This window comes from Tropicimonas isoalkanivorans (assembly GCF_900112335.1).
GTDB lineage: Bacteria > Pseudomonadota > Alphaproteobacteria > Rhodobacterales > Rhodobacteraceae > Tropicimonas > Tropicimonas isoalkanivorans.
The window spans coordinates 26187-50017 of the sequence record NZ_FOLG01000004.1; the positions used below are offsets into that span (position 1 = coordinate 26187).

At 64.6% G+C, this 23831-nt stretch carries 22 protein-coding genes, 1 tRNA gene and 1 pseudogene; 15 read left to right on the plus strand and 9 right to left on the minus strand.

Features of this window, described 5'->3' with window-relative positions; genetic code table 11:
- Positions 1–5 precede the first annotated feature (5 nt).
- The 12 genes and pseudogenes from xylB to BM075_RS09140 form a co-directional block, all read left to right on the plus strand.
- Positions 6–1502 (plus strand): xylulokinase, encoded by a 1497-nt coding sequence (gene xylB / locus BM075_RS09085; RefSeq protein ID WP_093360367.1) that lies wholly within the window; start codon positions 6–8, stop codon positions 1500–1502.
- Between the two features lie 11 nt (positions 1503–1513).
- Entirely contained in the window at positions 1514–2995 is a 1482-nt protein-coding gene (locus BM075_RS09090) for a sugar ABC transporter ATP-binding protein (protein ID WP_093360368.1), read from the plus strand.
- A 70-nt stretch (positions 2996–3065) separates the two neighbouring features.
- Positions 3066–4073 (plus strand): ABC transporter permease, encoded by a 1008-nt coding sequence (locus BM075_RS09095; RefSeq protein WP_093360369.1) that lies wholly within the window; start codon positions 3066–3068, stop codon positions 4071–4073.
- A gap of 37 nt (positions 4074–4110) precedes the next feature.
- Complete coding sequence (locus BM075_RS09100) at positions 4111–5112, plus strand: substrate-binding domain-containing protein (protein WP_093360370.1); 1002 nt, start codon at positions 4111–4113, stop codon at positions 5110–5112.
- Positions 5113–5269: 157 nt separating this feature from the next.
- Positions 5270–7015, plus strand: coding sequence for an arginine--tRNA ligase (gene argS / locus BM075_RS09105; RefSeq protein ID WP_093360371.1), 1746 nt, complete (start codon positions 5270–5272; stop codon positions 7013–7015).
- Between the two features lie 86 nt (positions 7016–7101).
- The gene (locus BM075_RS09110; RefSeq protein ID WP_143089845.1) at positions 7102–8280 is read left to right on the plus strand and encodes an SPOR domain-containing protein; all 1179 of its coding nucleotides are present in this window, start codon (positions 7102–7104) and stop codon (positions 8278–8280) included.
- The gene (nagZ, locus tag BM075_RS09115) at positions 8277–9293 is read left to right on the plus strand and encodes a beta-N-acetylhexosaminidase (RefSeq protein WP_093360565.1); all 1017 of its coding nucleotides are present in this window, start codon (positions 8277–8279) and stop codon (positions 9291–9293) included. The genes BM075_RS09110 and nagZ overlap by 4 nt, the downstream gene beginning before the upstream one ends.
- Entirely contained in the window at positions 9286–10077 is a 792-nt protein-coding gene (locus BM075_RS09120) for a segregation and condensation protein A (protein ID WP_245758801.1), read from the plus strand. The genes nagZ and BM075_RS09120 overlap by 8 nt, the downstream gene beginning before the upstream one ends.
- On the plus strand, positions 10077–10766 hold the full coding sequence (gene scpB, locus BM075_RS09125) for an SMC-Scp complex subunit ScpB (protein ID WP_093360373.1): 690 nt from the start codon (positions 10077–10079) through the stop codon (positions 10764–10766). Before BM075_RS09120 ends, scpB begins: the two co-directional genes overlap by 1 nt.
- Positions 10767–10924: 158 nt before the next feature.
- Positions 10925–12181: a carbohydrate porin gene (locus BM075_RS09130; RefSeq protein ID WP_093360374.1), complete on the plus strand. Its 1257-nt coding sequence runs from the start codon at positions 10925–10927 to the stop codon at positions 12179–12181.
- A 322-nt stretch (positions 12182–12503) separates the two neighbouring features.
- Positions 12504–13553 (plus strand): fasciclin domain-containing protein, encoded by a 1050-nt coding sequence (locus BM075_RS09135; protein WP_177208303.1) that lies wholly within the window; start codon positions 12504–12506, stop codon positions 13551–13553.
- 136 nt (positions 13554–13689) lie between these two features.
- Positions 13690–13986, plus strand: a pseudogene (locus BM075_RS09140) (VOC family protein); the annotation flags it as partial.
- A gap of 106 nt (positions 13987–14092) precedes the next feature.
- Here the strand turns inward: BM075_RS09140 and BM075_RS09145 are convergent.
- From BM075_RS09145 to BM075_RS09180, 8 genes are all read right to left on the minus strand, one after another.
- Positions 14093–15169, minus strand: coding sequence for a 2'-deoxycytidine 5'-triphosphate deaminase (locus BM075_RS09145; protein WP_093360376.1), 1077 nt, complete (start codon positions 15167–15169; stop codon positions 14093–14095).
- 81 nt (positions 15170–15250) lie between these two features.
- Positions 15251–15327: transfer RNA gene (locus tag BM075_RS09150), tRNA-Pro, on the minus strand.
- A gap of 64 nt (positions 15328–15391) precedes the next feature.
- Positions 15392–16306 carry a MerR family transcriptional regulator gene (locus tag BM075_RS24810; protein ID WP_245758802.1) on the minus strand — a complete coding sequence of 305 codons (915 nt, stop codon included), beginning with the start codon at positions 16304–16306 and terminating at the stop codon, positions 15392–15394.
- Positions 16307–16319: 13 nt separating this feature from the next.
- A complete protein-coding gene (ihfA, locus tag BM075_RS09160; RefSeq protein ID WP_093360377.1) occupies positions 16320–16622 on the minus strand; it encodes an integration host factor subunit alpha in 303 nt (100 codons plus the stop codon).
- A 174-nt stretch (positions 16623–16796) separates the two neighbouring features.
- The gene (locus tag BM075_RS09165; protein ID WP_093360378.1) at positions 16797–17768 is read right to left on the minus strand and encodes a beta-ketoacyl-ACP synthase III; all 972 of its coding nucleotides are present in this window, start codon (positions 17766–17768) and stop codon (positions 16797–16799) included.
- 55 nt (positions 17769–17823) lie between these two features.
- The gene (gene plsX / locus BM075_RS09170; RefSeq protein WP_093360379.1) at positions 17824–18915 is read right to left on the minus strand and encodes a phosphate acyltransferase PlsX; all 1092 of its coding nucleotides are present in this window, start codon (positions 18913–18915) and stop codon (positions 17824–17826) included.
- 35 nt (positions 18916–18950) lie between these two features.
- Positions 18951–19157 carry a 50S ribosomal protein L32 gene (gene rpmF, locus BM075_RS09175; RefSeq protein ID WP_093360380.1) on the minus strand — a complete coding sequence of 69 codons (207 nt, stop codon included), beginning with the start codon at positions 19155–19157 and terminating at the stop codon, positions 18951–18953.
- 212 nt (positions 19158–19369) lie between these two features.
- Positions 19370–19909: a YceD family protein gene (locus tag BM075_RS09180; protein WP_093360381.1), complete on the minus strand. Its 540-nt coding sequence runs from the start codon at positions 19907–19909 to the stop codon at positions 19370–19372.
- A 72-nt stretch (positions 19910–19981) separates the two neighbouring features.
- On the opposite strand from BM075_RS09180, the gene BM075_RS09185 reads away from it, so the two are divergent.
- Entirely contained in the window at positions 19982–20461 is a 480-nt protein-coding gene (locus BM075_RS09185; protein ID WP_245758803.1) for an outer membrane protein assembly factor BamE, read from the plus strand.
- Between the two features lie 29 nt (positions 20462–20490).
- Here BM075_RS09185 and msrB read toward each other — a convergent pair whose 3' ends face one another.
- On the minus strand, positions 20491–20901 hold the full coding sequence (gene msrB, locus BM075_RS09190) for a peptide-methionine (R)-S-oxide reductase MsrB (RefSeq protein WP_093360383.1): 411 nt from the start codon (positions 20899–20901) through the stop codon (positions 20491–20493).
- A gap of 164 nt (positions 20902–21065) precedes the next feature.
- On the opposite strand from msrB, the gene BM075_RS09195 reads away from it, so the two are divergent.
- Positions 21066–21818 (plus strand): GNAT family N-acetyltransferase, encoded by a 753-nt coding sequence (locus tag BM075_RS09195; RefSeq protein WP_093360384.1) that lies wholly within the window; start codon positions 21066–21068, stop codon positions 21816–21818.
- 31 nt (positions 21819–21849) lie between these two features.
- Positions 21850–23682 (plus strand): ABC-F family ATP-binding cassette domain-containing protein, encoded by a 1833-nt coding sequence (locus tag BM075_RS09200; RefSeq protein ID WP_093360385.1) that lies wholly within the window; start codon positions 21850–21852, stop codon positions 23680–23682.
- Positions 23683–23831 lie beyond the last annotated feature (149 nt).

Genomic DNA, 23831 nt, shown 5'->3' on the forward strand with positions numbered 1-23831 from the left:
TGACCATGTTTATCGGCATCGATTGTGGCACCCAGGGCACCAAAGCCGTCGTGCTCGACCCTGAGGGTAAAATTCTCGGCATTGGCCACGCCGCCCACCAGATAATCGAGCATGCGCGCGGCACGCGGGAGCAGGATCCGCAGTGGTGGATCGATGCCGCAATCATCGCCGTGCGCGGGGCGCTCGACGCAGCGGGCATTCCGGGCGACGCAGTACGAGCGATTGGCGTATCCGGACAGCAGCACGGACTTGTGCCGCTCGACGCCAACGGCAAGGTTTTGCGCCCGGCAAAGCTTTGGAACGATACAGAAACCGCTCCGCAGAACGAAGAAATGGTGCGCCGAATGGGCGGAGCCGCGGCCTGCGAGGCAAAGATCGGCCTTGTTCCCCTGACCGGCTACACGCTGTCCAAGGTCCTTTGGCTGAAGGAAAACGCCCCCGAGGCATACGACCAACTGGCATGCATGATGCTGCCTCATGACTATCTGAACTTCTGGCTGACCGGCCGGCGGGTTGCGGAATACGGCGATGCGTCCGGGACCGCCTACTTCGACATCCGCAAACGGGCATGGTCCGAAGACGTTCTCGCCTTGATCGATGACGGCACGGGTAAACTCGCATCCTGCCTGCCCGAGCTTATCGCGGCGGACGATGTGGTTGGGACACTGACCGCCGAGGCAGCGGAAGCGCTCGGCCTGACCACCCGTTGCATCGTGTCCGCCGGCGGCGGCGACAACATGATGGGCGCGATCGGAACCGGGAACCTGACCGAAGGTGTGGTGACCCTGTCCATCGGCACATCGGCGGCTGCCTATACCCACAGCGACACCCCCGTGACGGACCCGCAGGGGCGCGTGGCGGCCTTCTGCTCGTCAGATGGCGCGTGGCTGCCGCTCGTCTGCATGATGAACGCCACCGGCGTCACGACGAAGGTCGCCAGCGTCCTGGGCCATGATGTGACAGCGATCGACCGGGCCTTGGCCGCGAGCCCGGCGGGTGCCGAGGGCCTGACCGTCCTGCCGTTCCTGAACGGCGAACGCACGCCGGATCTGCCGACGGCAACCGGCACCGTACTTGGGCTTTCCATGGTCAACCTCACCCAGGACAATCTGCTTCGCGCGGTAACCGAGGGTGTCACGTTTGGCATGCTGGCCGGTCTCAGCCTTATCCTGTCGGGCCGTGCCACGTCGGCCATCCATTTGGTGGGGGGCGGAGCGAAGTCGCCGCAGTGGCGGCAGATGATCGCCGACGCCACCGGCGCGACGGTGCTGGTTCCCCTGTCTGAAGAAGCTGGCGCCCTGGGCGGTGCCCTGCAGGCGCAGTGGGCCTGGCAAAAGTACGACGGTCACCCGATGGCACTTTCCGAATTGGCCAAGACTGCCGTCGCGGTGGATGCGTCGAAGACGGCCGAGCCGCGCCCGTCTGTGCGCGCTGATTATGACGAGGCCTTTGCCCGGTACCGCAAGGCGGTTCTCGACATCCACGGCGTCGACGTCATCTGAGGACCGGATCCATGAGCACACCTCTCCTCTCCATGCGGGGCATCACGAAGAGATTCGGCGGTGTTCATGCCCTGCGCGACGGAAACCTGACGTTGCGGCGCGGCGAGGTCCACGCTCTCTGCGGCGGCAACGGAGCGGGTAAATCGACGATCCTCGGAATTCTCATGGGGTTCCACAAACCGGATTCCGGAACGATCGAGATCGATGGCGCGCCCGTCCACTTCACGACGCCGACCCAGGCGCTCAACGCCGGGATCGCCATCGTGCAACAGGAGCTCAGTGGCGTGCCGCAGCTCAGCGTCGCCGAGAACATCTATCTCGGTGCGGAGCCCCGCCACCGCGGGTTCATCGATTTCGAGACGTTGAACCGGAATGCTGCCGAACTCCTGGATCGGCTGGGCTTCGACATCGACCCGAAAGCAACGTTAGGAGATCTCGCCGTCGCCACTCAGCAACTCGTCGAGATCGCGAAAGCCCTGTCGCATGGCGATTCCGACGTGCTGATTTTCGACGAGCCGACTTCGGCTCTCGGCGAGAAGGACGTGCAGCGCCTGTTCGAAGTCATTCGAGAGCTTGCAGCGGCCGGGAAGGGCATCGTCTATGTGACCCATCGCCTGCAAGAGGTTTTCACCATCGCCGACGCCTACACGGTGTTCAAGGACGGCGAGACGGTGGACGAAGGTAGAGTGGCCGACATCACCCGCGAGGGCCTGATCGAAAGCATGATCGGGGGCGCCATCGAGGGTGAATTCGTGAAGGAAAACGTGCCTTCCGAGAAACCCCTGCTCGAAGTCCGAGGCGTGACGCGCGCGCCGAGGGTCAAGGACATTTCGTTCCGTCTGCACGCCGGCGAGATCCTCGGCATCTACGGTCTGGTCGGATCGGGCCGCAGCGAACTCCTCGATACTGTTTACGGATTGGAAACAGCGCAAAGCGGCAGCATCGCCGTAGCGGGCAAACCCCTTGCGCCCGGCAATGTCGACGATGCTATCCGGGCCGGCCTTACCTACGTCACCGAGGACAGGGCACGCAGCGGCTTGGTACTCGGCGCGTCTGTCGGCGCGAACCTTGCCCTCTCCAAATTGCGGTTCATCAACCGTTTCGGATTCGTGGACGAACGGGCGGAGCGCGACGGCATAGCCACGGCTATCGAGCAGATGAACATCAAGACCCCGGGACCGGATCAAATCGTGTCGTTCCTGTCCGGGGGCAACCAGCAGAAGGTGGTTCTTGGCCGGTGTACCGCAGTGGACCCGCGGGTGATGCTCCTGGATGAACCCACCCGGGGTGTCGACGTCGGAGCCAAGAAGGAGATCTACCGCTTCATCTCCGATTTCGCGTCGAAGAACGGGGCCGTTCTGATGGTCTCGTCGGATCTCGAGGAAATCCTCGGCATGAGCGACCGCATTCTCGTCCTGCGGGACGGCAAGGTCGCGTGCGAGTTCCCGCGCGCAGGCGCAACCCAAAAGGACCTGATGATGGCGGCCGTCTGAGCCGTACAACCGCAATCCGTTTGTGCAGCCGTTCACGCCGCCAGATGCCCAAAAGAAGAGACAGACTGAGATGGCCACGACCCGGACTCTGAAACAACCCTTCTCCCTCAAGCGATACGGGATCGTTGTCGCGTTCCTCGGCCTCTGCGCTCTGGTCAGTCTGATCTGTCAAATCAGGGTGATGCAGGGCGTTTGGCCGGTGAACGTTTTCCTTACCGTCAACAACCTGATGTTGATCCTCCACCAGATCTCGGTGAACGGCATTCTGGCGGTGGGCATGACGTTCGTGGTCATTTCTGCGGGCATCGACCTGTCGGTTGGGTCCGTGCTGGCCTTCGCGGGCATGATGGCGGCATCGTTCGCGACGCGTTCTACGGGTGTGACGCCCTGGAGCGGCGTCTATTTCGTTGCCATCCCGGTGTTGGCCGCCTTGGCGACGGGCGCGCTCTGCGGGGCTGCGAACGGTTTCATCGTCAGCCGCTTCCGCATCCAGCCCTTCATCGCGACGCTTGGAATGCTGCTGGCCGCGCGGGGCATGACCATGGCCGTGACGGGGGGCAACCCGATTTCCGCCCTGAGCCCGGAATTTCGCTGGTTTGGCACCGGGCGCCTGTTCGACGTCATCCCGATCCCCGTGGTGATCCTGGCGATTGTGTTCGTGCTGGCATGGGTGCTGCTGAACAAGACCGTCTTCGGCCGCTACGTCTATGCGGTCGGGGGGAACGAGAAGAGCGCGCGGACGTCCGGCATCAACACGACCTCCGTTCTGATGTGGGTCTACATCGTCGCAGGTTTCCTGTCCGGCGTCGCCGGGATCATCCTGACGGCCAAGACCGGCTCCGCGCAGACAGCGGCGGGGACGGCGTATGAGCTGGACGCGATTGCCGCGGTCGTGATCGGCGGCGCCAGCCTGTCGGGCGGTGTGGGGCGCCTGAGCGGCACCTTCTTTGGGGCGCTCATCATCGGCGTCATGAACAACGGCCTCGATATCCTTGGAGTCGAAAGCTTTTACCAATTGATCATCAAGGGCGCGCTGATCGTTCTCGCGGTGATCTTCGATAGTCGCCGGCAGGCATGACCCCGCCGTCGCATTTCACAGAAACAAGGAGGAACCTATGAAAACCCTGATAGCGGCCGCTCTGGCCACGACGTCCACGCTCGCGGTAACCGCCGCGACAGCCCAGGAAGATCCGGTACGGATCGCCGTCCTGATGTACGGCAACAAGGCCGAGTTCGTGCAGCTCATGGAACGCTATGCGTCCGAGCACCCCGCCGTTGAATCCGGCGACGTGATCCTGACGATGTATGACGGCCGCTACGATGCCTCCGTTCAGAACGACCAGGGGCAAATGGCCATCAACACGATGCAGGATGCCATCATCATCAACCCAATGGATTTCGAGGCGAACATCGACGTCGTGACCATGGCGAACGATGCCGGCATCCCTGTCATCGTCACCAATGCGCGCCTGAACACGACGGATATGACCTCCGAAGTCGTTTCCGACGACGTTCAGGGCGGCTACCTCGAAGCCAAGGACGTTCTGGAAAAGCTCGGTTGCGAGGGCAACGTGGTGATCATCGAAGGGCCGAAAGGCGGTTCGGGTGAGATCCAGCGCGGTCAAGGCAACGAGCAGGCGATTGCGGAATGTCCCGAGGGCGCCGTCACGGTCCTGGAGCGCAAGACCGCAAACTGGTCGCGTGCCGAAGCGCTAGACCTGATGCAGAACTGGCTGTCCAAACACCCGGGTGAAATCGACGGCGTGATCGGCCAGAACGACGAGATGGCTCTTGGCGCGATCGAAGCTATCAAGGCCGCCGGGCTGGATGTGAACGACTTCGCCATTGCCGGCATCGACGGCGTGACCGACGCGCTGCGCGCGGTCAAGGCGGGCGAAATGACGTCCATCCTGCAGGACGCCCGCGGGCAGATGCAAGGCAGCATCGATGTGGCCCTCCGCGCGGTCAAAGGAGACGCCTACGAGCCCCAATCTGCGATCTGGGAGCAGTACGCGGACGACCTGTCATGGGACGATGGCCAGAATCCGCGCTATGACATCCCCTGGACGATCGTCACGACCGACAACGTCGACGAGCTTCTGAAGGATCGTAAGTGATTTCCTGACAGGGTGATTGCATCAGTCCTCCCACGGATCACCCGTGCAACCGGCCCTGGCGTCTTTGTCGCCAGGGCCATTTCCTTCAAGACAGGGCAGGTCATTGACGCCGGTTTTGCCCGTGGTACACCGCCCGGCGACGCCAGCGGAGCCTGAAATGAACATCTATGCCGATATCCGTGCCCTCGTGACGGACGCGCTCGACGCGCTCGCCGCCGAAGGCGTGTTGCCCGAGGGGCTGGATCTGTCCAACGTCGCCGTGGAGCCGCCGCGCGATCCGCTGCATGGAGACATGGCGACGAACGCGGCGATGGTGCTGGCGAAGCCCGCGAAAATGAAACCCCGCGACATTGCTTCCGCGCTGGCGGAAAAGCTCGTGGCAGATGACCGGGTGGAGACGGCGGACGTGGCGGGGCCGGGCTTTCTCAACCTGCGAATGGCCAAGCCGGTCTGGGCCGGGGTGGTGCGCACGGTTCTGGAGTCCGGGGACGCGTTTGGTCGCTCCGAGATGGGCAAAGGCCGGCGGATCAACGTAGAATACGTGTCGGCCAATCCCACAGGGCCGCTGCACGTGGGCCACACGCGGGGGGCGGTGTTCGGAGACGCGCTGGCCGCACTGCTGGATTTTGCGGGCTACGACGTCACGCGGGAATACTACATCAACGACGGCGGCGCCCAGGTGGACACGCTCGCGCGCTCGGTCTACTTGCGCTACCTCGAGGCGCATGGGCAGGACGTCGCTTTCCCCGATGGCACCTATCCGGGCGACTACCTCGTAGAGGTTGGCGAGGCTTTGAAGGCGAAGGTCGGGGCGGCCTATGTCGACCAGCCGGAGGAGGTCTGGCTGGAGGCGGTGCGCGATTTCGCGACCGACGCGATGATGGACCTGATCCGGGAAGACCTGGCTGTGCTCGGCGTCCAGATGGATCGCTTCTTCTCGGAGAAGTCGCTTTACGGAACAGGACGGATCGAAGCAGCGCTGAAGGCGCTGGACGACAGGGGCCTGATTTACGAGGGCGTTCTGGAGCCGCCGAAGGGCAAGGTGCCGGAGGATTGGGAGCCGCGAGAGCAAACACTCTTCCGCTCCACCGACCATGGTGACGACGTGGATCGGCCGGTGAAAAAGTCCGACGGCTCCTGGACCTATTTCGCGCCCGACATCGCCTACCACTTCGACAAGGTGGAACGCGGCTACGATGCACTGATCGACGTCTTCGGCGCGGATCACGGCGGCTACGTCAAGCGGATGAAGGCGGCCGTGTCGGCGCTGTCGGACGGCAAGGTGCCGCTCGACATCAAGCTGACGCAACTCGTCAAGCTCTACAAGAACGGCGAGCCGTTTAAGATGTCCAAACGCGCGGGCACCTTCGTGACGCTCCGCGACGTGGTGGACCAGGTTGGGCCGGACGTGACCCGTTTCGTGATGTTGACGCGGAAGAACGACGCGCCGCTCGACTTCGACTTCGACAAGGTGTTGGAGCAGAGCAAGGACAACCCCGTCTTTTACGTCCAATATGCCCATGCGCGTGTGAAATCGGTCCTTCGGAAGGCCGCGGAAGCCGGAATCGCGGTCGATGATGCGACGCTCGCTGGTGCCGATCTTTCGGGATTGACCCACCCGGCAGAAGTCGCGCTCGCCGCAAAGGTGGCGGAATGGCCGCGGCTGCTGGAGATCGCGGCGCGCACGCACGAGCCGCATCGCGTGGCGTTCTACCTCTACGAACTGGCCGGCGAGCTGCACGCATTGTGGAACCGGGGCAACGAAGAGCCGGCCTTGCGCTTCCTTCAGGAGGACGACCCCGCCACCAGTCAGGCGAAAATCGCCCTCGCACGTGCCGTCTCCGTTGTGATTTCCACAGGTCTTGGTATCCTTGGCGTGACCCCGGTCGAAGAGATGCGCTGACGAACGGCGTGCGCGGGGCAATTGGCAGGCAAGACCCGTGCAGCGCATATCCCTGATCCGGCTGTGTGTCTCGTGCGGGAGAAGCAGTGAGGCGGAGCATGATGAACCCGGCGGTCGGTCAGGGAAGGGAGGCGCTGCAGGCGCCTTATGTGCAGCAATACATTCAGTCAGGTCACGAGGCCGGCGCCTATAACGTGTCGGCTGCCGGCAGGGCGCGTCTGATCGCGCAGGCGACGGGGGCGTTGGTGTCCTTGGCCGTGATCTCGGCCGGCGCGTGGTGGGGCTACAAGCAGATCATGCGGGACCTGCACGGCGTGCCCGTGGTGCAGGCGTTGCAGGGGCCGATGCGGGCCGCGCCGGAGGATCCCGGTGGCATGGTGGCGAGCTATTCCGGCTATTCGGTAAATACCGTCCAGGCCGCGGGCACCGCGGCGACCCCGGAATCCGAGCTGATCCTCGCGCCCGATCCGATGTCGCTGGCCGAAGAGGACCTCCCGACGGCGGAACTGAAACCTGTGACCGAAGCCAAGGCGCCCCTCGCGCCAGAGCCCGAAGAACTCGACCTGATGGCACAGGAAGAGGCGGATGATGCGGTGCTGGTCAGTCCCGAACCGCAGGCGCCGACCCTCGCGAGCCTGACGCAGGACCTGCCTGGAGACGACCCCGTCGCCCGTGCGATGTCTCTCGCAGAAACCGCGGCACAGGGGGCGACGCCCTTGCAGGCGCCGCTGCCTGAGGCGGACGGCGACGTGGTGGCCGACGAGGTAGCGCCTGAGGCGGACGAGACCGAAGAGGCTGCGCCCTTCGACATGGCCAGCGCGATCGAAGCCGCCGTGCGGACCGCGGCCGTCTCTGTCCCGCTCGACACAGTGAACGACGGATCGGGTCTCGCTGCCTCGCCGCGCCCCGCACCCCGCCCGGGCGGGCGCGCCGTCGTGACCCTCGCCGCCGCCGAGGCGGTGGAAGCGGTTCCCATGTCTGCACCGGCGAGCGCCGACCCGGCGGCCATCGTGGCTGGCACGCGGCTTGTGCAACTTGGCGCCTACGATACCCCTGCGGAGGCGGAAGCGGCCTGGGGCCGTATTGCTACGGGCTTCGGCGGGCTGATGGAGGACAAGACGCGCGTGATCGTCGAGGCGCAGGCCGGCGGCCGCGATTTCTGGCGTCTCCGTGCCATGGGGTTCGATGATCTGGCAGAGGCGCGCCGCTTCTGCTCGGAACTGATCTCCGAGAACACCGAGTGCATCCCGGTGGTGGCCCGGTGAGTCCCCGGTCGGCTGCGATCCTCGGTGTCGAGGGGCTGGCGCTGACTGGCGCCGAGAGAGCCTTTCTGGCCGAGGCGCAGCCGTTCGGATTTATCCTGTTCGCCCGGAATATCGAAACGCCCGACCAAGTGCGCCGCCTGACCGCGGAGCTACGCGAAGTGGTGGGCTGGAACGCTCCCGTCCTGATCGACCAGGAAGGCGGGCGGGTGCAGCGGATGCGCCCGCCGCACTGGCGGCTCTGGCTTCCGCCGCTGGATCAGATGGCGCGTGCCGACGATCTGGAGGAGGCAGCGCGAGCGATGTTTTTGCGCCACCGGCTGATGGCAGAAGAACTGCGCGCGGTTGGGATCGACGTGAACTGCGCCCCTATGGCCGACATTGCACGCGCTGAAACCCATCCCTTCCTGCGCAATCGCTGCTTCGGGGAAGACACCGCCAGCGTCGTCACCGGCGCACGGGCGGCTGCCGAGGGGCTTCTGGCGGGGGGCGTCTTGCCGGTGCTCAAGCACCTGCCAGGTCACGGCCGCGCCCGTAACGACAGCCATCTGGAATTGCCCGTGGTCGATGCCGCGTTGGACGACCTTCGCGCGACGGAATTCGCCCCCTTCGCCGCGCTGGCGGATCTCCCCATGGGGATGACCGCACATGTTACGTACACGTCCCTCGATGCGAGCTTGCCGGCAACGCAGTCCGGCCGTGTAATCGGACTGATCCGGGACGAGATCGGCTTCGGCGGGCTCCTGATGAGCGACGATCTGTCGATGCAGGCACTCGATGGCGATATCGGAAGCCGCGCGGCGGCGTCCATCACGGCGGGGTGTGACGTCGTTCTTCACTGCAATGGCGAAATGGCGGAGATGGAAGCGGCGGTCGCCGCGGCCGGAACGCTCTCCGGGCCCGCGGAGTCACGGGCCGAGGCGGCGTTGGCGCGGCGCACCGCGCCCGAGCCATTCGACGTGTGCGCGGCGGAGGCTGAACTCGAGCGGCTCTTGGGGGGCAAGGTCCATGGCTAAGGATATGGCGGAAACAGCAACCGATGACGCCGTCGCCGAAAGATTGGCAGCAGAGGCGCTGATCGTGGATGTCGACGGCTTCGAGGGGCCGCTCGACCTTTTGCTGATGCTGTCACGCACGCAAAAGGTGGACTTGCGTAAGATCTCGGTGCTCAAGCTGGCTGAGCAGTATCTTGCCTTTGTGGACCGCGCCAAGACGCTCCGGATCGAGCTGGCGGCAGACTACCTCGTCATGGCGGCCTGGCTCGCCTTCCTGAAATCCCGCCTGCTGCTGCCGCCAGATCCGACGGAGGATGGCCCGACCGGCGACGAACTGGCCGCACACCTCGCGTTCCAACTCGAACGGCTGCAAGCCATGCGGGATTGCGCCGCCAAGCTGATGGCGCGGGATCAGAAGGGGCGCGATTTCTTCGTGCGGGGGGAGATCCAGCAGGTCGAGCGCACGCGCAAGGTGACCTTCACCGCCAACGTGATGGACCTGATGCAAGCCTACGCCCGCATCCGCACCAAGGACGAGTTTCGCCCGTTTGTCATGGACCGCAAGGACCTCTACACGATGGAGGAGGCGCTGGAGCGACTGAAACCGCTGGTGGGCTACGCGGGCGAGTGGACGGACCTGATGTCCTACCTGCCTGAAGGATGGGAGCTGGACCCCGTGCGCCGGCGTACTGCCACGGCGGCCACCTTCGCCGCCTCGCTCGAACTGGTGAAGGCGGGCCGGATCAGCATTCGCCAGCCCGAAACCTTCGCCCCGATCCAGATCCGCGCCGCCGAGGGCCGCTGATGGCCGACGAAGACGACCTGCCGGTGGAGGAGAGCCTTTTCGAGGCGCCGCCCGAGGGCGAGCAGGACCGGATGGTGGAGGCGATCCTGTTCGCCACATCAGAACCCGTGACAGTGGGCGAGTTGAACGCGCGCATGCCCCACGGTGCGGACGCCGCGCGGACGCTGGAGCGGCTGCGCAAGCGCTACGAGGGCAGGGGGGTGATTGTGGTGCGCGTGGCGGACCGCTGGGCGATCCGGACCGCGCCGGACCTCGCCTTCCTCATGCAGAAAGAAACGGTCGAGACCCGCAAGCTTTCCCGTGCCGCGATCGAGACGCTGGCGATCATCGCCTACCACCAACCTGTCACGCGGGCAGAGATCGAGGAAATTCGGGGTGTCTCCGTCAGCCGGGGCACCATCGACCTGCTCCTTGAGATGGAATGGATCCGCTTCGGCCGCCGCCGGATGACGCCGGGTCGGCCGGTGACATTCGTGGTGACGCCGGAATTCCTCGACCACTTCGGCCTGGAAAGCGCCCGTGACCTGCCCGGGCTGCGCGAACTGCGCGCCGCGGGCCTGCTCGACAACCGCCCGCCACCGGGGTCGGAGGCAGAGGACAGCGAGTCGGACGACGGCGACCAAGGCGACATGTTCGAGGACGACACGGGCGAGAAGGACGGCGAGGACGAGGCTCCCACGCGGTCCTAGAACGCAATCTGCCGGCAGACGTGCAACGGACCTGGGCTGTCGAGACGTCGCCGGCGGTCTCCCTGTTGGGGGCTGCTTTCTTTCGCCTTATACTTTCGGCATCGGCGGTGTGGTCCCATGGACAGCCGTGTGGCCCCCCGCGTGAAAGGGAGGTCATCATGTCACTTGCCCGAATTTCCAATACAGCTCTGTTCGTTCTGACACTGGCGGTTGTCCCGGCCGCCGCGCAGGACGAAAACCTTGCGGCTGGGGAGACGGCCGGGCCGGAGGCAGCGGTGCCCAATCCGCCAGGGCCATTCTCTCACGGCTACGTCCGGTTCGGCATCGGCTCCACCGACGACGATCCCATGGTCGCCTTTCAGCTCGACGGCGCGGCGAGCAAGTACCGCCTGGGCAACGAGAGCGACCTCTATGGCGAGGCGTCGCTGGGGTTCCGCAACCCGATAGGAACGGGGTCTGCCGTCGTGGCGGAGGTCATGCTGAACGGCTGGGCTGATTCCAACATGTTCGTTTACGGAAACGACGCGAACAGCGACGGCGACACCGCGCAGGCCTATTTCGGCATCGAGGGGCTCGGCAGTGGCGAGACGGCAGAGGCTTTCCTTTGGGCGGGGCGGCGCTACTATCGCAGGCGCGACGTCCACATTACCGATTTCTACTACGAGAACTACAGCAACGACGGGATCGGCCTGGAGAGCGTGGATTTCGGGGCGTTCCGGCTGTCCACCGCGCTGTTCCATTATGACCATGACGATCTCGACTACGAGGCGGGGACCATTGATGTGCGGTTCCATGAAATCGCACTTGGCGGCGACTGGCTCGGAGAGGTTGGCTTGTCCTACACCGGCACCGACGGCGACGACGCCCCGCAGGACAACGAGGGCTACGCGATCCGCTTTCACGCGGAGAACGTGGACCTGTCGTGGGGCGAATGGCGCAATGCACTGATGTACGGGCGCGGCTCCGGCATCAACTTCGACTCTTCCGGCAACCCTGACGTGACGTCGGACGACGATCGCTGGCGCTTCGTCAGCCAGGCGCTGTTCACCGCGACAGAGGGCTTACAGACCCAGGCCACGGCTGTCTGGCAACGCACCGAGATCGACGGCGATGCGGAGACGTGGCTCTCGATCGGTGCCCGGCCACAGTACAACGTCAACGAGACCTTCGGCATTGCGCTTGAGGTTGGCTACGACCAGGTGAACCCGGAGAGTGCTGGCTCGAACTCGCTGACCAAGGTGACGCTCGCGCCCTTCTACAGCTTCGGCAAGACCGGTTTCTTCGCCCGCCCACAACTTCGTGCCTTCGTGACCTGGGCCAATTGGAACGACCCGGGAGCCATCACCCAGCAGGCCGCTCTCGGGAACTCCACCGATGGCACGACGGTCGGCATTCAATACGAGAATTGGTGGTAAGGCGCAGGCCAGTCTCGTTCCTTTGGTAGGGCCGCACCCTGACACGATGATCGGCAGGGCGGTGCCGGACGCGTCGGCAGGGGCGCGTGCGGCCCGAGGCAGTTCACAAATTTGTCAGAAGAATATTTGAAAGGAGTCAATCTCCTGCATCCGAACACCTGTGCGGAAGCCTGTTTTCTCTCTCCCACGGCGTCGGCCGGGATGCATCCGATTTGCCCGCCGCATCGTAATTCTGTCAGTCACCCGGGAGGGGTGGCCTGAGACCTCTCTGCCATCCGGGGAAAACCCTGCAAGGCAGTGGACAGGGCCTATGGAGGAAGACATGGCTAAGACAATAACAGAGATCGTCCTAGAAAGCGGTGCGCCGGGGGAATTCGATCGGAACGGGTCAGATTTCGACATTCTGCGCGATGCCGTGGTGGCCGCCGATTTGGCAGATGCGCTGAACGATCCGTCGGCCAGCCTGACGGTTTTCGCACCGATCGACGAAGCCTTCGTCGGTTTGGCCAACACCCTCGGGTATGAAGAAGCGCACGAAAAGGGCGCGTTTCGCTACATCGTCGAATCCCTCACGCTGCTTGGCAATGGGGATCCGATCCCCCTGCTGACGGAAGTGCTGACCTATCATGTCGCCGCGGGTGAACTTGATGCCGCCGACGTCCTGTCTTCGACGCGTATTCCGACGCTGCAGGGCGGGCGGCTCCGGGTTGACGACGGGACAACCCCACCGTCCTTGATCGACGCGGACGTGGGCGTGCCCAACCCCGGGATCATCGCCACCGACATCGCGGCGGAGAACGGTGTGATCCACGCTCTCGATGGTGTTCTGCTGCCTCTGTCCGTTTCGGGAATCCTATCGCAGCGCGGCACCGATCTGGTGATCGGCGACGGGGCCTCGACAGTTTACGAAACGCGAGGCGGCAATGATTACGTGAGTGCCGGCGCTGGCAACGACATGGTTTTGGCCGGGCGCGGGAACGACGTGGTGCTTGGCCGCAATGGATCGGATGTGCTCAAGGGGCAGCTCGGGGCAGACACGCTTATCGGAAACAAGGGGAGCGACCAGTTGAACGGCAACCGCGGCCGTGATGTGGTCGATGGTGGACGCGATAACGACCAACTCCGCGGCGGTGCCGGGGACGATACGTTCGTGTTCTCCAAGGGCTACGATCGCGACGTCGTCATCGATTTCCGCAATGGACAAGATGTGATCGACGTTCGTGGTACCGACATCGACACCTTCGGCAAGCTCGATGATACCTTCGTGGATCGCGCTTTCGGCACCGTTCTGGATTTCGGCAACGGCGACCGCCTCGTGCTGCTGGGCGTTGACCAGTCGCGCCTCGACGAAAGCGATTTCATCTTCGCCTGATCGCGACGGGGCAGGTCCGCGCATCTCGATAGACACCCGGCGCTCGCACCTGCGGGCGCCGTGGCTTATGGTCCGCGCGAAACCACATGAATCCGAGGGGCGCGCACCATGGCCAAAGCCATTCACAGCATGATCCGAGTTCGATTCGTTCGTGTTGCTCTATCTGGCCAATGATTAATCGGACTTCGAGTTGGAGCTGACGGTCAACAAGGGACGGACGGAGCCCTACGATCTCGGTGACGGCTATGGCCATATCGCGTTCAGCGTCGCGGACGTGCAGGCCGAGCACAACCGCCTATCGGAAGCGGGGCTTAACCCACGGGACATCGTTAGTTTCGAGCGGGACGGGGCGCTTTTTGCGCAGTTCTTCTTCGTGGCTGACCCGGACGGCTACCAGATCGAAGTGCTAAAACGGCACGGACGGTTCAGGTAGGTCGGGGGCGCCACGCGCCCGCGCGCGGCGGGCGATTCTTCGGCTGAAAAATCGTGCCTTCGGCGGGGATATTTTCAGACACAAGACGTGCGAGGCAGTTCTCTGCTCATGGCGTGCGGAAATGCTTGGAGAGCTTGAGGCCCTGGCCCTGGTAGTTTGACGCAATTCCTTGACCGTAGAGTGCCTCCGGGCGCTCGGACATCCGTTCATAAACTAGGCGGCCGACGATCTGTCCGTGCTCCAGCACGAACGGCGCTTCGTGGCAGCGCACCTCCAGCACGCCGCGCGCCCCAGAGCCGCCGGCCGGCGCGTGGCCGAAGCCGGGGTCGAAGAACCCGGCGTAGTGCACCCGGAATTCGCCCACCATCGCAACATAGGGCGCCATTTCGGCAGCATAGTCCGGCGGGATGTGCACCGCTTCCCGGCTGACGAGAATGTAGAAGGCGCCCGGGTCCAGAATGATCCGGCCATCCTCCGCTTCGATGCGCTCCCAGAAGTCGGACGGGCGGTACCGGCCGATCTGGTCGAGGTCGATGACGCCGGCGTGTGGTTTCGCGCGCCAGCCCGCGAGGGAGCCTGTTTCGGGGCGGAGGTCGACGGAGAAGCCGAGGCCCTCCGAGATCACCGCCTGACCGGAGACCAGACCCACTTCTTCGTGGAGTGCCTTCAGGGCCGCGTCATCGAGCGCCACCTTGCCGTCGCGGAACCGGATCTGGTTGAGGCGCATGCCGGGACGCACCAGTACCGAAAACGACCGCGGGCAGATCTCGGCGTAGAGCGGGCCAGTATAGCCCGCCCCGATTCGGTCGAACTCAACGCCGCCGTCGGTGATGAGCCGCGTCAGAAGATCCAGCCGGCCGGTGGATGACTTGGCATTGGCGACTGCGTTGATGCCCCCGGGCAGATCGAGCCGCTCCTGAAGCGGCACGAGGTACACGCAGTTCTTTTCCAGCACGGCCCCCTGGGACAGGTCGATGGCGTGCATCTGCAGCTGCTCGAGGCGGTCGGAAACGCGATTGCCTTTGCCCGCAAGGAACGACGCCCGGATGCGGTAGGCGGTGGACCCCAGGCGGAGGTCGAGGCTCGCGGGCTGCACCTGGCCGTCGGCGAAGGGCAGTTCGGCAGCGATCTGGCCGCGCGTGATCATTTCCACGATGGATTGGCTGGGCAGGACGCCACTCATGTTCGTCTCCCGCGCTGCGGGCTGAAGACAGCCCCGGGCAGTGAAACGCCCGCTCCCCAGCGGGGGCGGGCGGTCTCAAAATGGTCGGGCTAGCAGGACTTGAACCTGCGACCTTCCGTCCCCCAGACGGACGCGCTACCAGGCTGCGCCATAGCCCGACGTTCGGGCTTTTTAGCGATTTCTGTGGCGAGGGCAAGCGGCAAACCGACCTTGGCGGCGGGCTCACGCGCCCAGGTCCATCCGGGTGCGCAAATCGACGAGGCGGGCATGGATCGGGCGCAGGATGTCCGGGTCGATCTGGCCCGGGGCGAGCTGTCCGATAGCTTCGGCGAGAGACGGTGTGACACCCGGAACGTCGGGCAGTGGGACTTCGGGCGGTGCGTCGGCCCCGTCCGGTACCCATTCGTTGCTCTCAGTTGGCTCGGCGTGCGCCACTTCGTCTGCGGGGGGGTCCACACGCTCCGGCAATTGCGGTTCCGCCTCCGAGGGGGGATGGCCGAACAGAGGCAATCCGTCTTCCTCATCAGAGGCGGCTACACTATCGGTCGGCGGCTCTGCCTCCGCTGGCCGCTCAAGGTCGGACAAGGCATCGGCGGGTTCTGGCAACTCCTCCGACGTTTCCGCCGGGTCTGCCCACTGCGGCACATCGGGAAGGGTGTCGGTTGGGTCTGCCGCCTCGGGTGGCGACGGTTCCGGAGCGAGCGATTCGGACAGGGGCCCCGGAGCCTCTGCCGCTATCGCGGCAGGCACCTCACGTTGGGAGTCTGTAGGCGCCACGCCGTCGGCACTCTCGTGGAAGGTCGATGCGACGGTCTCCTCCGTCCCAGCCGGCGCAGAGTCCGGCTCTGCGACGACCCCGTTCACCGGCCGCGACATCGCACAGACCGTTCGGACGCCCTTTTCGCGGAGAATCTTCTGCACGCCCTTGATGGTCATCCCATCCTCGTGCAGCAGCTTCTGGATGCCGCCCAAAAGCTCCATGTCGGAGGGTCGGTAGTATCGCCGTCCGCCGGCCCGCTTGACCGGCTTGACCTGCGAGAACTTGCTTTCCCAGAACCGAAGGACGTGGGCATTCACGCCCAGCCAGTCCGCCACTTCGCTGATGGTGCGAAATGCGTCGGGAGCCTTTCCGGTCATCGCCCGCCCGCCACTACTTGCGATTTCCCGCTGCGACCCGCTCCTTCATCAGGTGGGACGGTCGGAAGGTCAGGACGCGGCGGGGATGGATCGGAACTTCCTCGCCTGTCTTGGGGTTGCGGCCGACACGGGCGGCCTTGTCTCGCACCGAGAAGGTGCCGAAGGACGAAATCTTCACCTGCTCGCCACGCACCAAAGCATCGGACATGTGCTGCAGGACGCTTTCGACCAATTGTGCGGATTCGTTTCGCGAGAGACCGACTTCGCGGAAGACGGACTCGCTCAAATCCATTCGTGTCAATGTCTTATCGCTCATAATCCCCCCGGAATAGCATGGGGCGAAGCCTAGGGCAGCCAGGGAATTCAGTCAATATCAATGACTTGGGGGCAAGCGCTCAGCCGCCCATTGGCGGCTCGGCCTTGGGTGTCCGCATTAATTCCGGCACGCAAGATCATGAAATCAATAGAAGAAATAAATCTTAATGCGGCCCTACCAACGCAGGACGACCGATCCCCAGGCAAGCCCGCCGCCAATGGCTTCAACTACCAACAGGTCGCCATCGGCGATTTGGCCGCCATGCCGGCCGACTGACAGGGCGAGGGGAATCGATGCGGCGGAGGTGTTTCCGTGGTCCTGAACAGTCAGGATCACCCGGTCCATCGGCACCTTCATTCGGGCCGCGGTGCCCTTGATGATGCGGAGGTTGGCCTGGTGGGGAACGATCCAGTCGACGTCCTCGCCGGTCAGGCCGACTTTCGCCAGCGAGGCGTGGGCGGTGTCGGCAAGTTTTTCCACCGCGTGGCGGAAGACCTCCTTGCCCTGCATCTTGAGCACGCCGCTGGTGCCTGTGGACGTGCCGCCGTCCACATAGAGCAATTCACGGTAGCGGCCGTCGGAATGAAGGTCGGTCGCAAGGATGCCGCGATCCTCGGCGGTGCCGTTCCCTTCCTGTGCTTCCAGTACGAGGGCGCCCGCGCCGTCCCCGAAGAGCACGCAGGTGGCGCGGTCTTCCATATCGAGGATGCGGCTGAACGTCTCGGCGCCGATCACGAGGACGCGCTTTGCCTGACCGGACAGGATGAGCGCGTTGGCGTTTGCCAGTGCGAAGACGAACCCCGCGCAGACCGCCTGCACGTCGAATGCGAAGCCATCGGTCATGCCGAGCTTGGCCTGCACCATAGTCGCGGCGGACGGAAAGGTGAGGTCGGGGGTGGAGGTCGCGACGACGATGGCGTCGATGTCACCAGGCGACATGCCGGCGTCTGTCAGTGCTGCGCGCGCGGCGTTCGTGGCAAGGTCGGAGGTGTTTTCGCCGTCGGCCGCAAAGTGGCGTCTTTCGATACCGGAGCGCGACCGGATCCATTCGTCTGTGGTTTGCAGGCGCGCTTCGAATTCGGCGTTTTCGACCACTCTCTCCGGGAGGTAATGCCCCACACCGCGGACCACCGCTCTGACCAGCATTTTCACCTGCCTTTGTCGTATTGTTCTTTGTTCCGCCTTCGGCGGAATTGTTGCGTCACGGCATATCCTGTCGCGACGGGGAGGTCGAGGCCACCGTGTCGGCAAGTCGCCGGGAAAATCCGGCCTGTGCCAATTGGAACGCAAGTTTGATCGCGGCGGAAACGCCGGTTGGATCGGCCGATCCGTGGGATTTCACAATCGTGCCGTTCAACCCTAGAAAGACGCCGCCGTTGACCCGGCGGGGGTCGATCCGCTTGGACAGACGCCGCATCGACGTCAGTGCAAGGATGGCGGCCATGCGGCTCAGGAAGGTATGGCGGAAAGCCTGTTTCAGCAGATCCCGGATGAGCGACGCGGTGCCTTCGGCGGTCTTCAGTGCGATGTTGCCGGTGAAGCCGTCCGTCACGATCACGTCAACCGCGCCGCTGGGAATGTCGCCACCCTCGATGAAACCCACGAATTCGTACTTGCCGGAGGCTTCGCCCTCGGAAATCAGCGCCTGGGCTGCCTTCAGCTCCGGGCGGCCCTTGTGCTCCTCGGTGCCGACGTTCAACAGCCCGACCCGCGGCCGTTGGATGCCGAGACCGTTGCGGGCATAGGACGCCCCCATGCGGGCATACTGCAGCAGGTCGTGTTCGTCGGCCCGAATGTCCGCTCCCACGTCGAGCATCACGGCGTAGCCGGTCTCGCTTTGCGAGGGCCAGAGGCAGGCGATGGCAGGTCGGCTGACACCTGGAAGCTTGCGCAGGCGCACCATGGAGAGCGCCATGAGCGCGCCGGTATTGCCGCAACTCACGGCCACGGTCGCCTCGCCGTTGCGGACGGAGTCGATGGCGGACCACATGGATGTGCCTCCTCCCCGGCGCATGATCGCCGAGGGCTTGGTATCCATCGTCACGACATCGGGTGCATCGTGAATAACACAGCGATCACCCAGCCCGCGCTTGGCGACCAGCGGTTCAAGCTCGTCCTTGCGACCGTGCAGGATAAAGCCGATGTCCGGATTCTTGCGCGCAGACAGGGCGCAACCGGCCACGACACTGGCCGGGCCCATGTCGCTGCCCATGGCATCCACCGATATCACGACACGGTTCACGAGCTCGGGGGGAGTCGCGTCCGGCAGGTCGACCTGCGCCTCGGTTGTCATCGGCAATGCGCCCGTGGAGAAGGGTCCGTTCTGGCTCAGGCGGCGTCTTCGTCGATGTCGATCTCGCCGACCATCGCCACGATCTCACGATCGTCGTAGTGACCGCAGGCGCTGCACACGTGGTGCGGACGCTTAAGCTCGCCGCAGTTGGAGCACTCGTTCGGGTTCGCACCGGAAAGCGAGTCGTGCGAACGGCGCATGTTGCGGCGCGACTTGGTGACTTTATTCTGAGGGACAGCCATGTCTCAACCTCGGTGTTAGGGGCCAGTCCGGTCCGTCCCGGCGGCAGATGTTTCGATTGTCGGCGCCTCATACGCCGACGGCGCTTCCCGATCAAGGGTGTGTGGAAGATGCGGGACCATACGCATTTCGCGCGAAGATGCAAGTGAGTCGCGCATTCATTTTGCAGGGCCCGCCTCGGTAGAAAGGATGGCTCGGAGGATTGGAGCGCGGGTCAGGATTCCAGCTTCCGTTTCAAGTCCGCCAGCCCCGCGAAGGGCTTCACATCCTGGTCGCGGAGGGGGGCGACCCCCGGTTCCGCGTAGACGGCCTCGCCCAGCTCCGCGCCTTCCGCGCGCGGGAAGTCCGGGATGGCGAGCGCCAGGGACTCGGTCAGGACCGCGTTCAAGTCGATGGACTCCGGCAGCGGCTCGATACTGTCGTCCTCCGGCATCTCGGCTTCGACCTCTGCGGGGGCGGAATAGTCGGCAAGGTACCTGCGCTCCACCGGCACATCGATTCGCGTCGTCACGGGCACAAGGGTGACGGAGCAAGGCTGCACCACCGTTGCACCGAGGGTCCCCTCCAACCGCCAGTTTCGCCTGCCCTCCGGCACCATCTGGCCGTCGAAGCGTACCTTTCGCAGATCCAGCAGATCCAGCTCCTCCATGAGCTTCGCCCGTGCATCCTCTCCCGGTTCGAGCCGGAAAGGTGTTGGGTGGCCGGTGGGAAGCCGGCCGAGGCGCAGTATCGTGGGGGCATCACTCGTGGACATCAATCGTGTTCCTTCCTTGAAGAAAAGGATGCCATTGTTATAAGCCGAATGGCAAATCAACCAAGAGACGACATGAGGGCAGGGATGGGCAGGCAATGCCGCGCAGACAGGGGCCGCAGGGTCCGGGCGATCTGTGCCGCCGTGGCGATGCTCGCCGTCGGCGCCTGTTCGCCCATTTATCGTGACCATGGATACGTGCCGACGGACGAAGTTCTGTCGCAGGTTGCGGTGGGCGTCGACACGCGTGAAACCGTGGCCGAGACGGTGGGCACACCGTCCTCGTCGGGGGTTCTCAAGGATTCGGGCTACTACTACGTGTCCCAGCGAATGCGGACCTATACCTATCACGAGCCCGAGATCATCGATCGGCAGATCGTCGCAATCAGCTTCGACCAGCGCGGCGTGGTTTCCAATATCGAGCGCTTTACCCTTCAGGATGGCAATGTCGTGGCCCTGTCGCGCCGCGTCACCGACAGCAACATCGAGTCGCTCGGCTTCCTCGCGCAGCTCTTCGGCAACGTCGGACGCTTCGACATCGGCTCCAACCTCTAAGGGCCGATGTCGTGAGGCTGGACGCTGTGTCAGTCCTCGGCGTCCCCATCTTTTGCCTCGAACGACAGCGCCACCCCGTTGATGCAGTAGCGCAGTCCCGTCGGTGCTGGCCCGTCGGGAAACACGTGCCCCAAATGGCTCTCGCATCGACTGCAATGCACCTCCGTGCGGTGCATGCCGAAGCGGTTGTCCTGGCTCTCTTCAATCATGTCCCCATCAGAAGGGCGCACGAAGCTCGGCCAACCGCAGCCGGCGTCGAACTTGTCCTTCTGCTCAAAAAGCGGCGCGCCGCAGCCGGCGCAACGGAAGGTTCCCGGAGCATCGGGGAAGTCGTCGTGGGTGAACGGCCGCTCGGTGCCGTGGTTGCGCATCACTTCGTAGCCCAGATCGCCAAGCTGTTCTTTCCACTCGCTCTCGCTTTTCTTCACCTTATCGCTCATGTCCTGCACCTTCTGTCTCGCGGTCTCCATGCCAATATGGGGTGCGGGAGGCGCAGTGCCAGCCGGATAACAGAGGCGTGCGGAGAGGGCAGGGCGGCGGTCCGCCCGGCGTCACCTGCACCATGGTAGCAACTCTTTCCGCCACTGATCCGAGACGGGTGATCATGCCACGGCTCGTCCGGGGGCGGTACATCGCTCGCCCAGCCGAGACGCCCGCCGATCTCGCCGCCGCGCTGACCTTGCGCGCCGCGAGTTTCCGAGACGGGCAAACGGAGGACGCTGATGCCTTCGATGCGGTCTGCGATCATGTGCTGGTCGAGGATAGGCAAACGGGGATGGCCGTCTGCACCTTCCGACTGCTGTCGCTCGGTAGTGGACGGGAGATCGGCCGGACCTACGCCGCCAAATTCTACGATCTGTCCGGGCTCGCGTCCTTCGATGGGCCGATGGTCGAGATGGGCCGTTTCTGCATTCGGCCGGGTCGCCGCGATGCCGACATCTTGCGCCTGGCCTGGGGGGCCATCGCACGCGTCGTGGATGGGATGGGGGTGCACATGCTCTTCGGCTGCACGTCGTTTCAAGGCATCGCGCCGGGGCCATATACCGACGCCTTCGCCCTGCTTGGTCAGCGGCACCTCGGCCCGGCGAAATGGCGGCCGCAGGAAAAGGCGGCGGAGGTCGTACGGCTCGCACGTACCCCTCACCATCCGCCAGACGCGAAGCTCGCGACGAAAACGGTGCCGCCGCTTCTGCGGAGCTACCTTGCGATGGGCGGCTGGGTCGGCGACCACGTGGTGATCGACCGCGACCTCGGCACGCTGCACGTCTTCACTGCGCTGGAGGTGCGTGCCATTCCCCCGGCCCGAAAGAGGCTTCTGCGGCGGGTGGCGTATGGGTCGGAGCCTGGCGTCTCTTGACGAGGGCGGGCGGGCTGACTAGGCCGCGCCCATGGCACGCGCACCACTTCTGCAACTCTCGGACATCTCGCTGACCTTCGGCGGCGACCCCGTCTTTTCCGACCTCGGTCTCGTGCTGCAGCCGGACGACCGGGTCGCATTGGTGGGACGGAACGGATCGGGCAAATCGACCTTGATGAAGGTGATGGCGGGGCTGGTGGAGCCGGACGCCGGGACGCGAATCGTGCCCCCGGGTGTCAGCGTCGGCTACATGGAGCAGGACCCCACCATGGCCGGCTTTGCGACGCTGGGCGATTTCGCCGCGAGCGGCCTGGCGGAGGGCGAGGCCTATCGCGTGGAAATGGCGGCCGAGGGGTTGAAGCTCGATCTCGCACGGCCCGTGGAAACAGCGTCCGGCGGGGAGCGGCGCCGCGCTGCGTTGGCGAAGCTTCTGGCCGAGGCGCCGGAACTGATGCTGCTGGACGAGCCGACCAACCACCTCGACATTACCGCAATCGGCTGGTTGGAGGAGCAGCTCGCCGCGACCCGCGCTGCCTTCGTGCTCATTTCCCACGACCGGGCCTTCCTCAACCGGCTCACGCGCGCGACCCTCTGGCTCGACCGGGGGGTGGTGCGGCGTCAGGATCACGGGTTCACCAGCTTCGAGGCTTGGCGCGACCGCGTCTGGGCCGAGGAAGACGACGCTCGCCACAAGCTCGACCGCAAGATCAAGGCGGAGGCCAAATGGGCGGTGGAGGGCATTTCTGCCCGACGTACCCGCAACCAGGGCCGGGTTCGGGCGCTGCAGGCCTTGCGGGCCGACCGTGCCGCACAGGTCCGCCGGCAGGGCACGGCCGATCTCGCCATCGACACCGGCAAGGCCTCCGGCAAGCTGGTGGTGGAGGCGCGGGACATCACGAAGGCCTACGACGGCCGCGAGATTCTGAAACCGTTTTCCCTGCGCGTCCAACGCGGGGAGCGGGTGGCCCTGGTCGGCCCCAACGGCGCGGGCAAGACGACGCTGCTGAAGCTGCTCATTGGCGAGCTTCCCCCAGACAGCGGAACGATCCGCCTCGGCACGAATCTGGACCTGGCGGTCTTCGATCAGGCGCGCGCGCAACTCGACCCCGATGCGACGCTCTGGGAGAGCCTGACCGGCGACAAGGCGCTGCGGGTGCCGGGCCGCGGTGGCGATCAGGTCATGGTCCGTGGCACGCCGAAGCATGTTGTCGGGTACCTCAAGGACTTCCTGTTTTCCGAAGCCCAGGCTCGTGCCCCCGTCCGCTCGTTGTCGGGAGGCGAGAAGGCGCGGCTTTTGCTGGCCAAGATCCTCGCGCAGCCGGCGAACCTGCTGGTGCTCGACGAGCCGACCAACGATCTGGACGTCGAGACGCTGGACCTGCTGCAGGAATTGATCTCCGATTACGACGGCACGGTTTTGCTCGTCAGCCACGACCGGGATTTTCTCGACCGAATCGCCACGACCACCATTGCTATGGAAGGCGACGGGCGGGCGGTGGTCTATGCGGGTGGCTGGAGCGATTACCAGGCGCAGAAGGCGGAGGTCGCGGCGGAGCAGGTTCCCGCCCGTGCGCGCCCGAAATCCGCGGACGCCAGCCCCCCCGCCGCCCCTGAGTCGGCCCCGGCGACCCCAAAGTCCGGACTCACCTTTACTGAGCGCCACCGGCTCGATGCGCTCCCGGCCGAGATCGAACGGCTCGGAGCGGAGATCGGAAAATTGGAGCACCTCCTGTCCGACCCGGCCCTGTTCACTGAACAGCCGGTTAAGTTCAAGAAAGCCAGCGAAGCCCTTGTGGAACGGCAGCTTGCGTTGGCTGCGGCGGAAGATGAGTGGCTTGAGCTAGAGGAAAAGGCCGCCGGCTAAGCGGGCTATGTCAGCGGGCGTCTCGGCGGATTTTTTCTGAGGCAGTGGCATTTCCACTGGTCAAGCCGCAAAGAATGCTACTCTGTTAAGTCTCAGCGACTGGGGAGCTGAAGATGGCCGAACCACAACCGTATGCATCTGAAAGCGCG